Annotated in this window: 12 protein-coding genes; 3 read left to right on the top strand and 9 right to left on the bottom strand. The window is 70.2% G+C overall.

The window, feature by feature from the left end:
• Positions 1–18 precede the first annotated feature (18 nt).
• On the top strand, positions 19–714 hold the full coding sequence (locus tag JNB50_RS22345) for a YafY family protein (protein ID WP_208042332.1): 696 nt from the start codon (positions 19–21) through the stop codon (positions 712–714).
• Between the two features lie 117 nt (positions 715–831).
• Here JNB50_RS22345 and JNB50_RS22340 read toward each other — a convergent pair whose 3' ends face one another.
• From JNB50_RS22340 to JNB50_RS22315, 6 genes are all read right to left on the bottom strand, one after another.
• Positions 832–3,618, bottom strand: coding sequence for a BREX system ATP-binding domain-containing protein (locus JNB50_RS22340; RefSeq protein WP_208042331.1), 2,787 nt, complete (start codon positions 3,616–3,618; stop codon positions 832–834).
• A 94-nt stretch (positions 3,619–3,712) separates the two neighbouring features.
• Complete coding sequence (locus JNB50_RS22335; protein WP_208042330.1) at positions 3,713–4,429, bottom strand: alpha/beta hydrolase; 717 nt, start codon at positions 4,427–4,429, stop codon at positions 3,713–3,715.
• 41 nt (positions 4,430–4,470) lie between these two features.
• A complete protein-coding gene (locus tag JNB50_RS22330) occupies positions 4,471–5,316 on the bottom strand; it encodes an alpha/beta fold hydrolase (protein ID WP_208042329.1) in 846 nt (281 codons plus the stop codon).
• Between the two features lie 263 nt (positions 5,317–5,579).
• Positions 5,580–6,035: a carboxymuconolactone decarboxylase family protein gene (locus JNB50_RS22325; protein WP_208042328.1), complete on the bottom strand. Its 456-nt coding sequence runs from the start codon at positions 6,033–6,035 to the stop codon at positions 5,580–5,582.
• 14 nt (positions 6,036–6,049) lie between these two features.
• A complete protein-coding gene (locus tag JNB50_RS22320) occupies positions 6,050–6,280 on the bottom strand; it encodes a hypothetical protein (RefSeq protein WP_208042327.1) in 231 nt (76 codons plus the stop codon).
• A 17-nt stretch (positions 6,281–6,297) separates the two neighbouring features.
• Complete coding sequence (locus JNB50_RS22315) at positions 6,298–7,257, bottom strand: zinc-binding alcohol dehydrogenase family protein (RefSeq protein ID WP_208042326.1); 960 nt, start codon at positions 7,255–7,257, stop codon at positions 6,298–6,300.
• Positions 7,258–7,339: 82 nt separating this feature from the next.
• Here JNB50_RS22315 and JNB50_RS22310 point away from each other — a divergent pair, with 82 nt between their 5' ends.
• Positions 7,340–7,954: a TetR/AcrR family transcriptional regulator C-terminal domain-containing protein gene (locus JNB50_RS22310; protein ID WP_208042325.1), complete on the top strand. Its 615-nt coding sequence runs from the start codon at positions 7,340–7,342 to the stop codon at positions 7,952–7,954.
• Positions 7,955–7,993: 39 nt separating this feature from the next.
• Here JNB50_RS22310 and JNB50_RS22305 read toward each other — a convergent pair whose 3' ends face one another.
• Positions 7,994–8,818, bottom strand: coding sequence for a GDSL-type esterase/lipase family protein (locus JNB50_RS22305; RefSeq protein ID WP_208042324.1), 825 nt, complete (start codon positions 8,816–8,818; stop codon positions 7,994–7,996).
• A gap of 120 nt (positions 8,819–8,938) precedes the next feature.
• Between JNB50_RS22305 and JNB50_RS22300 the strand changes: the two genes are divergently transcribed.
• Positions 8,939–12,286, top strand: a complete 3,348-nt coding sequence (locus JNB50_RS22300) for a fibronectin type III domain-containing protein (protein WP_208042323.1) — start codon at positions 8,939–8,941, stop codon at positions 12,284–12,286.
• A gap of 53 nt (positions 12,287–12,339) precedes the next feature.
• Here the strand turns inward: JNB50_RS22300 and JNB50_RS22295 are convergent, their stop codons facing one another.
• Complete coding sequence (locus tag JNB50_RS22295) at positions 12,340–13,248, bottom strand: DUF4432 family protein (protein WP_208042322.1); 909 nt, start codon at positions 13,246–13,248, stop codon at positions 12,340–12,342.
• On the bottom strand, positions 13,245–14,246 hold the full coding sequence (locus tag JNB50_RS22290) for a LacI family DNA-binding transcriptional regulator (protein WP_208042321.1): 1,002 nt from the start codon (positions 14,244–14,246) through the stop codon (positions 13,245–13,247). The genes JNB50_RS22295 and JNB50_RS22290 overlap by 4 nt, the downstream gene beginning before the upstream one ends.

Below are 14,246 nucleotides of genomic sequence, written 5' to 3'. Positions count from 1 at the left end.
ATCTGTCACCATTATCGAGTGAACCGAACCGACAGGCTGTATGCCGTGCGCGAGGAGCTGCGACGGGCCGGGCGCTCCGGGCGAACAGCCGAGCGCCTCGCCGCGACGTTCGAAGTCAGCATCCGCACCATCAAGCGGGACATCAGTGCCCTCCAGCAGTCGGGGTTCCCGATCTGGGCGCAACCGGGACCCGGGGGCGGCTACGTCGTGGATCCCAGCGCTTCGCTGCCGCCCGTCAACTTCACCGAGTCCGAGGTCGTCGGCCTCGCCGCGGCCGCGGCGGCGAGCCGAGGGCAGCCCTTCGACCGGGAGCTCCGCGTGGTGCTGACCAAGGTGCTGAACGCGATGGACGGCGCCGCACGCAAGCGGGCAGCGCTCCTGACCGACCGCGTCTGGATCGACGCCGCCGATGACGGTCGGGACACGCGCAACCTCCGCCAGATCGAGCGCAGTCTGTCCGAGCAGCGCGTCATCGCCCTGCGCTACCGCGACGGGCACGGAGTCGAGTCGAGCCGACGAGTGGACCCCGTGCTTCTGGCGAACACGGGCGGTCACTGGTACTTCGTGGCCCACTGCCGAACGGTCGACGCGATCCGATGGTTCCGTCTCGACCGCATCGAGGCCGCGCACCTCACCAACGTGAGCGCTTCCCCGATCCCCGTCGACTCGGTCGGGCAGCCGCCCTCGAGCGCCAGGCCGGTCGGCGACTTCTGATCCGGTCCGGCGGCAGCGTCTGGCGCGACCTCCCTCACGTGGGCAGCAGGTTCGGGTCGGCGAGGTTGTTCTCGAAGGCGACGACGACGAGGTGGGCGCGGGTGTGGACGTCGAGTTTCACTCCACGGGACGAGCGGCCCGTCCCGCCGGGGCGCGGCGGGCGTCCGCGAGCTGGGCGCGCGAGCTGATGTTCAGCTTCGCGAAGACCTTGCCCAGGTGGTATTCGACCGTGCGTGCGCTGATGAACAGCCGGACGCCGATCTCGGGATTGCTGAGGCCGTCGGTCGCGAGTTGGGCGATCTGCTCCTCTTGCGCGGTCAGGGCGGGCCCGGTGGTCGGGGCCTCCGATCGCACGACCTCGCCCGTGGCCCAGAGCTCCCGCCGTGCCCGCTCGGCGAAGGCGGCCATCCCCACGGCCTCGAATCGCTGGTGGGCCAGACGCAGCTGGGTCCTGGCGCCGCTGCGGCGGCGTTGGCGTCGCAGCCACTCGCCGTAGAGGAGGTGGGCCCTCGCCTCTTCGGCGTCGAGGCCGCTGTGGCCGAGGAGCCGGATGGCCTCCCGGTAGTGCGTCTCCGCCTCGGCGTCGTCGGCCAGCAGGGCGGCGCACCGCTCCTGGATTCCCCGCGCCCAGCCGCCGTCCGACTGCCGGGTCGTCCGGGTGAGGCGGGCGAAGGCGCGCTCGGCGGCATCCCGCTCGCCGGTACGGCTGGCGGCTTCGATCAGCTCGACCAGCGTCCAGTTGTCGAGGCCGAGCTCGTCGACCGGCGGTTCGAGCGCGCCGCGCGCGTGGTCGAGGGCCTCCGCGTAGTGGCCGAGCCCGTTGTAGAGCACGCAGACCGCCCATCTGGCGCCGGTGAGCACGAGGCCTTCGCCGCGTGCGTGTGCGTCCCGGATGGCCGCATCGGCCACCTCGAGGACATCGCGCTCCCTGCCGACGAACGCCGCCACCGCGAGCGCGCTGTACGACGCCATCCGACCGCCCATTGTGCCCAGCGCGGCCGTCAGCTCGTCGATCGCCTCCTCCGCCTCGCGCGCCCGGCCGGCGAGGAGCAGGACGTAGATGCGCTGCGTCAGCGCCAGCCGGAGCTCGCTCAAGGCCCCCTGCTCGCGGCACTCGAGCACGAACCTGCCCGTGAGGGCGTCCCAGAAGGGGAAGTCCCACGCGCCGCTCGCGGCGAAGGCGAGCAACGACAGCCACCGCGGGTCGGAGGCGTGATCGTCGTTCGGACAGCCGATGTTCCGCAGCGCGCTGACGAAAGCGGGGACAGGGTCGCCGTTCGTTTCATAGCGACCGACGATGCGGTCCAGGGGCTCGGTCGCCCGCGACGGCCCCGGCGACGGCGCGGAGGCGGCGACTCGGGCGACCGTTGCGAGGTCGGACCCCTCCTCGGCGAATCGGCCGGCGTAGACGGAGCTGCGGAGAGCGTCCAGCAGCGAGGAGCGGGCGAGCTCGGGATCCCAGGGACGGATGGCCTCCGCTGCAGCGAGGAGCAGGGCGGGGACCCGGCCGTTGCGGTCTCCGGCGAACTCCACCTCGGCGCGGAGCTGCTGGGCGCGGGCGAGGTCGGCCGGCCCGGCCGAACCGGTCTCCGCCAGGTCGAGGAGGGCGCGCGCGTCGTCGAAGGCGCCCACCTGCACCGTCGCGCGGGCTGCGGCCAGTGCGCGCCGGGTGCGGTCGGCGCCGGCGGGGCTCAGCAGGGTCGCGCGCTGCAGGAAGGCCGCCGCGGCCGCGAGCCCGCCGCGCGCGCGTGCGCGTTCGGCCGATGACTCGAGTTCGCGAGCGGTGTCGTCGTCGAGTCCGGTGGCGGCCTCCGCCCGGTGCCAGGCGCGGCGGTCGGGGTCGGCGACGGGATCCGTCGCCGCGGCGAGGGCGGCGTGGACGTCTGCGAGCTCTTGGCTCGTCGCCGTCCGGTATGCCGCAGAGCGCAGGAGCGGATGCTGCAGGCGGACGCGGAGGCCGAACTCCAGACATCCCTGATCGACCAGCTGGCGTGCCGCATCGGTGGGGATGCCCAGCAGGGCGGCCGCGTCCCAGAGCAGCCTGATATTGCCGGTCGCGTCGGCCGCGGCCAGCACGAGCAGCCTCCTGCTCTCCGGTGACAGGGCCTCGATGCGGCGGCGGAAGACCGCATCGAGGCTCGCCGGAAGCGGGAGGGCGTCCGCCAGACCGTACCCGCCGCCGAGCCGTGCCATGCGGAGTTCGCGGGACAACTCCACGAGCGCGAGCGGGTTCCCGTGCGCGTCGGCGACGAGCTGGTCCCGCACGCGGCGGTCCACCGCGAACGGCAGAGTCGAGGACAGCAGGCGGTCGGCGTCGGCGTCGTCGAGCGGCCGCACAGATTCGACAGGGAGGCCGTCGAGCCGGTCCCCGGGCGATCGCGTCGCGAACACCAAGGCGACCGACTCCTCGCCGAGGCGGCGTGCGGCGAAGGTCAGCGCCTCTGCCGATGCCGCGTCGATCCACTGCTCGTCGTCCACGACGCACAGCAGGGGGCGGTCGACCGCGGCCTCGGCGAACAGCCCGAGCAGCGCGAGGCTCACCAGGAGCCGGTCCGGGGCAGGGCCGTCCTCCACGCAGAACGTGACACGCAGGGCGGAGGCCTGCCGAGCCGGAAGCGCGCCGAGATGGGCGAGAAGGGGTGTGCAGAGCTGTTGGAGAGCGGCGAACGGCAGTTCGCGCTCGGCCTGGACGCCGACTGTCGAGACCACCTGGAAGTCGTCGGCCGCCCGCACGAGCCGATCGAGCAGGGCTGTCTTGCCCGACCCCGCCTCGCCGCTCAGGATGAGGATCCGGCTTGCCCCGCCGCGCACCTCGTCGAGCAGGCGGTCGAGCCGGACGGACTCGCGTTCGCGGCCGACCAGGGTCGCGATCGAACGGTCAGCCTGAACCGGCCACGTGGGCATGAGTCGAAGCATATTCGGCCGTCGGCGACGGCGGGAGCCCTGTGGGGCCCCCGCCGTCACTCTGTTGTTCGCGATCCGCGGTCGGTCCGTCAGCTCACGCGGCGGCCAGGGCGGCGGCGATGAAGGCTGCGGCCTGCACCGGCCGGGCGATGAACGCGGTGTGCGAGCCGTCGACCTCCTCCACGGTGGCGTTCATCCGCTCGGCCATGAACCGCTCGGCAGCGGGGGAGATCGCGTTGTCGCCGCTGGCGACCTGGTACCAGGTGCGGTGCTCGCGCCAGCCCGCCGCCGTCGCGTTCTCGGTGTACGCCGCCGCTGCGAGAGGACGTTGGGACGCGCACATGACGTCGGACAGGTCGACGGGGACGTCGGCGCAGAACGTCTCGCGGAAGCCGTCGGGGCTGATCAGCAGGTCGGGGCCTCCTGCGGCTCCCGGGGCGTCGTACGACGTCGGCCGCACCGTGCTGGCGAGCAGCGGTGCCGGGAACGGCTCGGTGACGCTGGCGCAGCTCTCGCCGACGTCCGGCGCGAACGCGGCGAGGTAGACCAAGCCGACGACGCCGGGCAGACCCGCAGAGGCCTGGGTGATCACTCCGCCGCCGTAGGAGTGGCCGACGAGCAGGACGGGACCGCCGACGCCGCCGACGACCCGCCGCACCGCCTCGGCGTCGGATGCGAGGCCGCGCAACGGGTTGGGCGGCGCGATGACCGCATGGCCGGCAGAACTCAGCTCGCGGATGACTCCCGCGAAGCCGGACGCGTCGGCGAACGCGCCGTGGACGAGGACAACCGTGGGCTTCGGGTCTGACATGGTTCTTCTCCTTCTTCTCGTGGACTGCGTCGGCTTGCTGGTCAGTGGGCGGTCGCCCGGGCGGCGGTCTCGATGAGACCGGTGACCGCCTTCGGGTCGGTCAGCATGACCAGGTGCGGAGCGCCGGGCACGACAGTCGTGCGGGCGTGGGCGCGCGCGGCCATGAAGCGCTCCAGGTTCGGCGAGATCGCCCGGTCGCCCGCAGCGACCAGGTACCACGACGGGATGCTCTTCCAGGCGGGGACGCCGGACGCCTGCGTCGCAGAGGTGACGCTGAGCGGTCGCTGCTCGACGGCGAGGGCCGAGCACTGCGAGCGGGAGACCTGGTCGTCGAGGAAGACGTTGCAGTACTGCGCGGGGTCGATGGTCAGCTCGGTGCCGGAGCTGCCGTCGGGCAGGGGGTAGCTGCTGGGCGTGACCGGGACGGGAGGGATCTGGGTGCCGAGCGCGCTTCCGTTCAGCGACGCGAGGGAGTCGCCCGCATCGGGCGCGAACGCGGCGATGTAGACCAAGGCCTTCACGTTCGGGTCGCCGGTGGCGGCGTTCGAGATGACCGCGCCTCCGTACGAGTGGCCGACGAGCACGACCGGCCCGCTGATCCGGTCGAGGACGCTCCGGATGTACGCGGCGTCCGAGAGCAGTCCGCGCAGCGGGTTCGGGGGAGCGATGACCGGGTAGCCGTCGGCCTGCAGCCGTTGCACGACCGGCGTCCAGCCCGCGGCGTCGGCCCAGGCGCCGTGGACGAGGACGACGGTCGGTTTGGGCGTGTGCGAGTCGGCGTCGGTGCGGGACGGGTGGGCGCTCGATGCGCCGGAGGCGGGGAGGGCCGCCCCGAGGACGAGTACGGAGGCGGCCAGCGCGGCGGCCGCCCAGGTGATGCGCTTCATGGTGTCTCTCCGATCTGCTATCCGATGAGTGGGTGCGTGATGCAGGAGCTGTGACGGCACCATCCTGTTGAGGTCGGGCATCGCCCCGAATCCGGGACTCCCCAGTGCACGTGGCGTCTGTGCGATCTCTCAGGACGCAGCAGTCATCGAGTCGACACCGGGCGCACGATCGCGCCGGCCGACTTCGATGACGATCGGCCTTCAGCGCACGGCGGCAGCCCGGAGGTTCACACACACGTCCCGTCCGGATGGACGGGACAGCGTCAGTTCTTCCGCGGCCGGACCGGGTGCTCGCTGAGGATCGAGATCCGGTTGAACGCGTTGATCGTCACCGCGACCCATTCGGCCGCGGCGAACTCGATATCGCCCAGAAGGTTGCGAGCACCGGCCAGGTCGGCCCGCGCGTCCTCGGTCAACGGAAGTGCGGTCGCAGCCTCGGCGATGGCCAGCATCGCACGCTCCCGTTCCTCGAAGATGTCCGAGTCGCGCCAGGCGGGCAGCATGTCGAGCTTCTGCTGGGGCACGCCGACGCGACGCGCCTCCCTGGCATGGAGGTCGAGGCAGAAAGCGCAGGCGTTGAGCTGGGACGAGCGCACCTTGATGAGCTCGACCTCCTGCTCGGTGACTCCCGCGCGAACCACCTCCTGCACCACCGTCGCGGAGAACGCTTGTGCGGCTCGCCACGCATCGGGCATGACCTTGTCCAAGAAGGGGCGCATGCTCTCATTCAACCTCACGGACGAGCGCGCCGCGCTCCGAAGAGTCTCGCGATGCCGTTCTGCCACGCGATGAGGATGCGCGGCTCTCCGTGCTGGTGGCGGACGCGGCCCTGCAGCCTGGGGTGCGCGCCCTCGGCGTGCGGGTGCTTCCCCTGCCTGGCCTGGCCGTGCGGGCGGGCCGAGTGCTCGGGTACGCCGGGGAGGCGGTGCGTCGTCTCGTGGAGAGCGTGGGTGAGTCGGTTCATGATGTGCTCCTATCGATTCAGTCGGGGATGATGACGAGTCGTCGGCCACGGAGGTCGGTGCGGGTCCACGCCTCGGCGATGCGGCTGAGCGGCATCGTCTCGACGGCGATCGTCAGTCGCCCGTCGCGGACCCAGTCGACGACCTGCTGATACGCGGCGCCCATCGTCGCCGCCGCGTTGCGGCCGGCGCCGTAGATCTCGAGGCCGGACGTGCGCAGGGCGTCGGCGGTGAGGTGGAGGCTGCGCCCCGCTGCCTCGCCGATCTGGACGAGGCGCGTCGGCCTGCCCAGCGTGAAGCTCGCTGGGACGAGCGCGCGGGTGAGCAACGCGGTGGGACGTCCCCACAGGTAGTCGAGGACGACGTCGTATCCTGCGCCGGCCTGTTCCGCGAAGGCGTGGACGAGGTCTGCGTCCGCGACGGCGGTGTCGATCGTGGCATCGACGCCGAGGTCTTCGAGCTCGCGGAGGGCGCCGGCATCCCGCCCCGTCGCGACGATGCGGCCGGCGCCGAGCAGCCGCGCGATCTGGATCGCGAGCCTGCCCGCGACGCCGGTGCCGCCCTGGAGCAGGACGGTTTCCCCCGCTTGCAGCCCGCCCGCGGTCTGCATGCTCATCGCGCTGACCGCCGACGAGAGCGAGGCCGCGATCTCCGGTGCGATCCCGTCGGGGATCGGCATCGCGTAGCCGGCCGGCACGACCACGCGCTCGGCGAGTGCACCGGCAGGTGGCTTCAGCCCGCCGAATCCGACGAGCGTGCCGTCGGCGAGGCGTCCGACGCCGTCGAAGCACGGGATCGCGGGCAGTGCGGCGACGAAGTCGGCGGCGGCGTAGTGCGTGCCTGCGACGAACGCGCGGTCGACGTTCTCCACGGCGACGGCTTCGACCGTGACGACGACCTCGCCCTCGCCCGCCCACGGCTCGGGATGGTCGCGGTACTCCGGGACCGCTCCGACCCGGTCGATGAGTGCGGCCTTCATGATCCACCCTCTCTCTTACAGTGTTAGAGAACTATGCTTTGTCTAACACTGTTCGAGTGAGATGGCAAGGTGTGATGTGGCGGTGAATCGCGAACGCATCCTCGAGGAGGCGCTCCAGCTGGTCGACGACGAGGGTCTCGACGGTCTGAGCCTGCGCAACCTCGCCCGGCGGCTGGATGTCCAGGCGCCGACGCTGTACTGGCACGTGAAGAACAAGACGGAGCTGCTCGACGGTCTCGCCGACGCGATCATGGACGATGCCATCTCGGCCATGCCGGAACCCGGCGCCGAGGATGTCCGAGAGTGGTTCCTCGGCGCCTTGTGCGGGCTCCGCGCCGCCCTGCTGCGACATCGCGACGGTGCTCGCATCGTCTCGGGCGCCACCCGGTCGCTGCGGCGCGGCGACTTCTCCGAACGCGCGATGGCGATGCTCGTCCAGCACGGGTTCGAGCTGCAGCAGGCGCGGCTGCTCGTGCTGACCTCCGAGCGCTACACGGTCGGCTGGGTTCTGGAGGAGCAGGCCCCGGCGCCCGAGGGTCCCCCGCCGACGGAGGCGGAGGTGCGCGCGCGCTGGCCCATCGCCACGCAGGCGATCAGCGACTACTTCTCGGGCGGCGGTCGCAGCAGGGACGACCTGTTCGCCGACGGCGCCCGGCTCATCGTCCAGTCTGCGGCGTCGCGCGGCGAGCCACGATGACCCTCGTGGCGACGAGGCCGACCGGCTGCCGAGGGACGCTCACTCGCGTGCCCGGTCCGCCCGGCTGAACCCGTCGAGCACGGCCGTCAGGATCGCGCGCTGGCCGGAGCGGGTGGGATGAATTCCGTCCGGACCCCAGAAGTCGGGCCCGGTCCTCACCGTGGCGTGGACGTCGATCGTGGCCGTGTCATCGGCGCGTGCCGCCTCGACGGCGGCGTCGATGTCGGCGAGCTCCCACCACACTCCTGTCGAGCGGTTCGCTGTCACGGTGTCCGGATTGATCGGGGGCGGCGTCAGCGTGATCAGCTGCGCCGCAGTCTCGGTGCGGAGGCGTTCCCGCAGTGCTCCTCTGGCGTGGGCGATGGCGCTGGCAGAGGCCATGCGCACGCCTGACCCGACGCCGTGGCGACGGACGTCGTTCGTGCCGATCATGGTGATGACCCAGTCCGGGCGGTGGGCCACCACGGGAGCAAGCGCGGCTACCGTCTCCGCCGTGGTCCGACCGGCCAGCGACCAGTTCAGGACGGTTGCCCCGGGGCGCAGGCGGTACAGCACCTCGGCGAAGAGGTCGGCCCAGCTGCCCGCTTCGGCCGAGAGCGAATCGCCGAGTACGACGACCCGTTGGCCGCCTCGAATAGGGAGTGTGTGCGCTGCGGCGGCGAGGTGGGGGTCGCTCAGCACCTCGTCCACGGTGTCGCGGATCTCGGCGCGGACGGCTTCGCGCGCTGCGCCCAGCTCCACTTCGTCGATGCCTGCCCAGAGGGCGACCGTGGTGTCGAGTGCATCAGGCGGGGCGGGTAGCGGTGCGAAGAATGCCCGGGGATCGAGGCCGACGAAGCGGACGATGGAGTGCGGCGACGTCATGGGCCTCCCTGTGTCTGGAGTCGCGGAAAGATGAGTTCCTTCTCTTGCCTTAAAGACAACGTTATCTTACGCTCGTGTTTCGACCACACCGGTCCATGTTCGACGATGAACGGAGACGCAGTGCGTAATCCCCTCAAGACAGCCATCGGTCTCTGCCTTGCGGCAGCGGCGGTGGCATCGGCCGTTGTGCCCGCGCACGCCGCCGACAGCACGACACCGCCGGTGAACCTGCTGGCCGCCGACTTCGACACGTCCTTCACGAATCCCGCCACGCGGTTCGACCTGACATCGACGACCACGGGCGGCACCCAGACGCCGGTGACGGTCGGCGGCAATCCGGCGCTGGAACTGCGGGACTCGTCGCTCAATGCCGCGCTCTCGTCCTACTTCTACAAGCGTTTCAGCTCGGGAGCGCTCAAGGACCGGATCAACGCCGTCTACAAGCAGCCGGCCGGAAGCGCACCGGTGGACTTCGAACTGAGCTTCCGGCTGGCGCGCACGGCGGCGAGCACCAAGACGGTCGCGAAGGACGTCTACGCACAGATCCAGTTCGGAAACTTCGACAATGTCATGGTGCCGCGCTTTCCGGTTCCGTCGACATCCCTGACGACGACGGCCGCGTACACCGCGACGGACGGAGCTCTTCGGCCGGTGACGTCGCAAGACATCGGCACCTACCGCTTCAGCATCGTGCCGAACGGCGGAGCCAGGATCATCTCGACGGTCGAGCTCGGATTCTCCGTCCGCGTGGATACCGGTGGCACCGACGAGGCGATCGCGGTGGACGACCTGGCCGTCACCGAAGTGCCGAAGTCGACGGACACCACGCCGCCGACAGCGCCCGGCGCTCTGACGGGGTCGGTCAGCGGCACGACGGCGTCCCTGTCGTGGTCCCCGGCCACTGACGACCAGGGCATCTCGAGCTACAACGTCTACCGCGACGGAGTCCTCGCGGCGAGCACGGGCGGAGCGGTGACGACAGCGCAGGTCGCCGGGCTCATGGCTTCGACGCACTACACGTTCACCGTCCGCGCCCGCGACGGAGCGGGTAACGAGGGCCCGGACAGTCCTGCCACCACGCTGACGACCGCGGCAGCGATTCCGACCGCACCCGCACCCTTCCCCGGAACGCCGACCACCCGGCTGGCGTGGCTCTGGCAGAAGGCGAAGGACATGAAGGAGGAGAGCGGTCCGCTCAACGTCGTCCAGTACACGGCCCAGCTGCTCGACGGCCAGAACGTCGCGCAGAACATCTCCAAGCTCGACACGATGTTCGGGCAGTACGACGCCGAGCAGTACAAGACGGAGGCGAAGATGTACGCCTACCTGATGGTGGGGGACAAGCTCCCCGCTGCGACGGTGGCCAAGGTCAAGAGCTATTTCGCGGGTTACGCCTATGGCAAGCTCAATCAGACCGAGAACCTCCGAATGGCGAACTACGTCTCCGGATATCTGGTCGGAACGTATCTGCCCGACGTGACGGACCTGAACGGCAATTCGGGAGCGACCCTCGCCGCTATGAACAAGCAGAACATCGAGGACATGATCAGCGCAGGCGTCCACCGCGGCTGGGCTGAGTACGAAAGCCCGGAATACACGTTCATGACCTATTTCGGCTTGAACGCCATCCAGCAGTGGTCTCCGGACGCCGGACTCCGTCAGAAGGCCAAGATGGCCATGGACGTCATGTGGTTCGAATGGGCGAACGACTGGATCGACGGCTACATGATCTCGTCGCTCAGCCGCTCCAAGGGCGACCTGTCATCGGTCGGCGACCCGACCTGGCGACCGGCCGATCACACCTCCCTCGCCTGGGCCTACTTCGGTGCAGACCGGGCGCAGCAGGCGGTGGGCGAGTCGGACAACCCGGCCCCTTCCGCGTATCGGCCGAATCTCGAGTACCTGGGCTTCGCCGCGTGGCCGGGGATGACCTACACGCCGCCCGCGCTGGCCGTGCAGCTCGGACAGAAGACCGACAAGAGCTACACCTCGCACAAGTCGAACCTGCAGAACTCGAGCGGCCACGCGATGGATGTCGACCGCACCACGTTCGTCCGACCGGATTGGGGTGTCGGCACCGAGGTGCAGTACCGCCGGGTCGACAACTGGATCGAGGACCAGCCGCTCGTCGTCCGCTGGCGGTCCGACGCACCCGACCCGCTGTTCCGGATCTCGGTGGATCAGGGAACCGCCGCAATCGGCAGCTACGATCAACCCGCCGATCACCGGGTGATGCAGAGCGACTCGTCGGCGATCGGGGTCTTCCGGAATTCGGGTGACGCCACGAGCAACACGCTCACGGCGATGTTCCCCGCGAACGGTTCCATCGTCGAGAAGAAGCAGGTCGGAGGTTGGACGGTGGTCAACACCGGGCCGATGTACTTCGCGTATCAGCTCGTGAAGCCGTCGACGTGGTCGTACCAGACGCCGAACGATCCGTCGAACAAGGTGAAGACCACTACGCAGATCCACCCGACGACGACCACCGCCTACAGCTACGACATCCTGCGCAGCCAGGCGAACCGCAACGGGTGGATCTTCGACTCGGCCGATGCGAGCGCGTACCCCAGCCTGGACGCGTTCGCTGCGGCGATCATGACCGGAGACCGGGTCGACGCCAGCGGCATCGACGACACCGCACCGCACCTCGTCTACCGCAACCTGGCAGGCAAGACGCTCGACCTCACCTTCGATGCGGCCAACGCTGCGCCCAGCGGCAACGCGAAGATCGACGGGACCTCGATCCCGTACGACAGCTATGGCGTCTTCGACACGCCTTACCTCCACCAGGACCGGTTGAGCGACACGTTCACCGCCACGCTCGGCAACACGACGGCGACGTACGACTTCTCGGCGTGGACGGTGAACACCGTCGTCGACGATGGTGCGACCCGGCCGCCGGCTGTCGCGTCGCTGAGCTCGGACAACGGCTGGGACACCGGGCTGAAGGACGGGGACTACGACCTCACCATGAACCTGTGGTGGGGTCAGAACGCCACGGACCTCGCCGTCTACGAGAACGGGACGCTGATCGCCGATCGGCCCCTCACGATGGCGACCCCCGGAGCGCAACAGGCGGCAGTGCACGTCAGCGGGCGCACGAACGGCACCTACGTCTACACGGCGAAGATCTCCAACTCCAAGGGGGTGCGCGACCTGGAACCGCTGACGGTCACGGTCACGGACGCGTCCCCCGGAGTGCCGACGCTGTCCGACGACGACTACGACCACTCCGGAAGCTACACCGTCACCGCGAACCTGTGGTGGGGGACCAACGCCACCTCGTACCGTCTCCTGGAGAACGGGACGGAGGTCGCATCCGGAGCGCTCACCGCGGCGACGCCGGGCGCGCAGACGGTCGCCGTCCCGCTCACCGGCCGCTCGACAGGCGGCCACGACTACGTGATGGAGTTCGTCAACGCGCAGGGGACGACGACCAGCCGTCCCCTGCACGTCGACGTGAAGTAGGAGGGGCGGGGGCGGGGCTGCACACTCCGGCGGCCCCGCCCGCGCCGCGCCCGCTACGGCAGCGCGTGAACCTCCGCGCGAATCCACGTGTCCAGCGCGCCGCGAGGCGGGAGCCGAAGCGCTCCACGTCGGTCGGCGACCCGGGTCGGGCGGCTGACCGGTTCGAAAGCGGCGACCCGTGCTCGGCCGAACCAGGGGAACGACTCATCCCAGCCCAGCTCCTGCCACACCCACAGCGACGGCATGGTCGCAGCGTCCCACTCCACGCTCACCTCGATCCCGGCGCTCTCGGCTCGAAGGCGGATCAGCGGCTCCGGCACCTCGAGCCAGCCGTACACGCCGCGCCGGTCCGACGGCTCGATCCGCGCCAGGGAGAACGCGGATCCGTCCTTCGCGAGGCCCTCGGGCCAGGAGCGCCTCTCCGTCGTGTCGTGGTCCGGTGTGAAGACGGCCCCGGGTGCATCGATCTCGAGTCCGCCGGCGAGCATCTCGGAACCGAACGCCGGATGATGCCCGTAGTCGAAGGCGACCTCGACGTCGGACTGGTTGACGATCCGGTCTCGGATGCTCAGCCCGCGGTCATCGAGGGTGATATCCCGCTCGATGGTCAGCGGGACGGTGAACAGGGACACGGTCAAATGGGCGCCGGCCGCGTCTGCCGTGCCGACCGTCCACTGCAGCGTCGATGCCTCGCCGTGATACACGGCGGGGCCGACATACTCGACCGGGTCGCCGGCTGTCGGCACGAGGGTCTGCCAGCCGCCGCGATACCGTTCGAGCCAGTCGCCCGCCGGCCCGATCGAGTCACCGGCCTCGCCGTCGAGCACGCGCTGAGCGTGGTGCCGCCACGGAGTGCGGAACAGGAGCTCGGCACCGCGGTAGGTGAGGGAGAGGATCTCCGACCCGCGCGCCGGGTCGACGAGTGCCGCGAGTTCGCCTCGCCGAAATTCGAGTGCGGTCACGTCGGCAGCTGCTCGGAGCCGCGCAGCACCAGCGTGGTGGGAAGGGATTCGGTGGCGTAGTCGCCGTCGGCCTCGCCCCGCAGGCGCGCCAGCAGGAGTCGCGCGGCATCCCGGCCCATCCGCTCGATGTCCTGGCTCACCACCGAGACACCGGGATCTCCCAGATCGGCGGCCTCGAAGTCATCGAAGCCGACGAGGGGGATGCGTCTGCCGGCTGACCGGAACGCGAGCAGCGCACCGATCGACGCACGGTTGTTGGCCGCGAAGATGGCGTCCGCCGCGCCATCGGCGAGCAGCGCGCCGACGGCGGCACGCGCTTGCTCGCTCGAGTGAGCGTCGGTGGACAGCGGCATGTCGTCCGGCGCGAGACCGAGACTCCTCAGAGCATCGCAGTAGCCGCGATACCGCTCCTTCATGGTGTAGATGTCCAGCGAATCACCGACGAACGCGATGCGTCGCGCACCGAGTCTGTACAGGGTCCGCGTCGCTTCGGCCGCGCCGCCGGCGTTGTCCGCCAGCACGGTGTCGGCGGCGAGGTGACCTCCCGGGCGGTCGAGGAAGACGATGGGAGGGACCGGGGGCGGCACCTTCGACCACTCGCGCCCTTCGTTGCGCGGGGGCACGATGATGAGTCCGTCGACCCGCTGCTCCATGAGACGGTCGACGATGCGGTCGTGTCGGCGTCCGTCCTCCTCCGAGCTCGCGACGATCAGCATGTACCCTTCGCTGCCCGCCACTTCCTCGATGGCTCGTGCGAGCGTCGAGTAATACGGGTTGGCGAGGTCGCTGATGATCAGCCCGAGGATCTTGCTCGTCCAACCCGGGCGGATGCTCGCGGCGGCGAGGTTGCGCCGATACCCGAGGTCGGCGATCGCGTCGGCGATCCGATCGGCGAGCACGGGGTCGATGTTGCTCTCGCCGTTGACGAACCGGGAGACCGTCTTGAGGCTGACGTTCGCCGCCCGGGCTACGTCGTTCATCGTCGGGCTGTTGGCCAT

Origin of the sequence: Leifsonia sp. TF02-11 (genome assembly GCF_017565305.1) — a bacterium.
Taxonomy (GTDB): domain Bacteria; phylum Actinomycetota; class Actinomycetes; order Actinomycetales; family Microbacteriaceae; genus Leifsonia.
Note: the sequence above shows the minus strand (reverse complement) of the source record. Positions and strands in the feature narration are given on the sequence as shown.

Excerpts from the sequence above, each read along its gene's own strand:
- JNB50_RS22305 (WP_208042324.1), bottom strand. The coding sequence starts at position 8,818 with ATGACGTCGCCGCACTCCATCGTCCGCTTCGTCGGCCTCGATCCCCGG.
- JNB50_RS22320 (WP_208042327.1), bottom strand. The coding sequence starts at position 6,280 with ATGAACCGACTCACCCACGCTCTCCACGAGACGACGCACCGCCTCCCC.
- JNB50_RS22290 (WP_208042321.1), bottom strand. The coding sequence starts at position 14,246 with ATGGCCAACAGCCCGACGATGAACGACGTAGCCCGGGCGGCGAACGTC.
- JNB50_RS22325 (WP_208042328.1), bottom strand. The coding sequence starts at position 6,035 with ATGCGCCCCTTCTTGGACAAGGTCATGCCCGATGCGTGGCGAGCCGCA.
- JNB50_RS22315 (WP_208042326.1), bottom strand. The coding sequence starts at position 7,257 with ATGAAGGCCGCACTCATCGACCGGGTCGGAGCGGTCCCGGAGTACCGC.
- JNB50_RS22340 (WP_208042331.1), bottom strand. The coding sequence starts at position 3,618 with ATGCCCACGTGGCCGGTTCAGGCTGACCGTTCGATCGCGACCCTGGTC.
- JNB50_RS22330 (WP_208042329.1), bottom strand. The coding sequence starts at position 5,316 with ATGAAGCGCATCACCTGGGCGGCCGCCGCGCTGGCCGCCTCCGTACTC.
- JNB50_RS22335 (WP_208042330.1), bottom strand. The coding sequence starts at position 4,429 with ATGTCAGACCCGAAGCCCACGGTTGTCCTCGTCCACGGCGCGTTCGCC.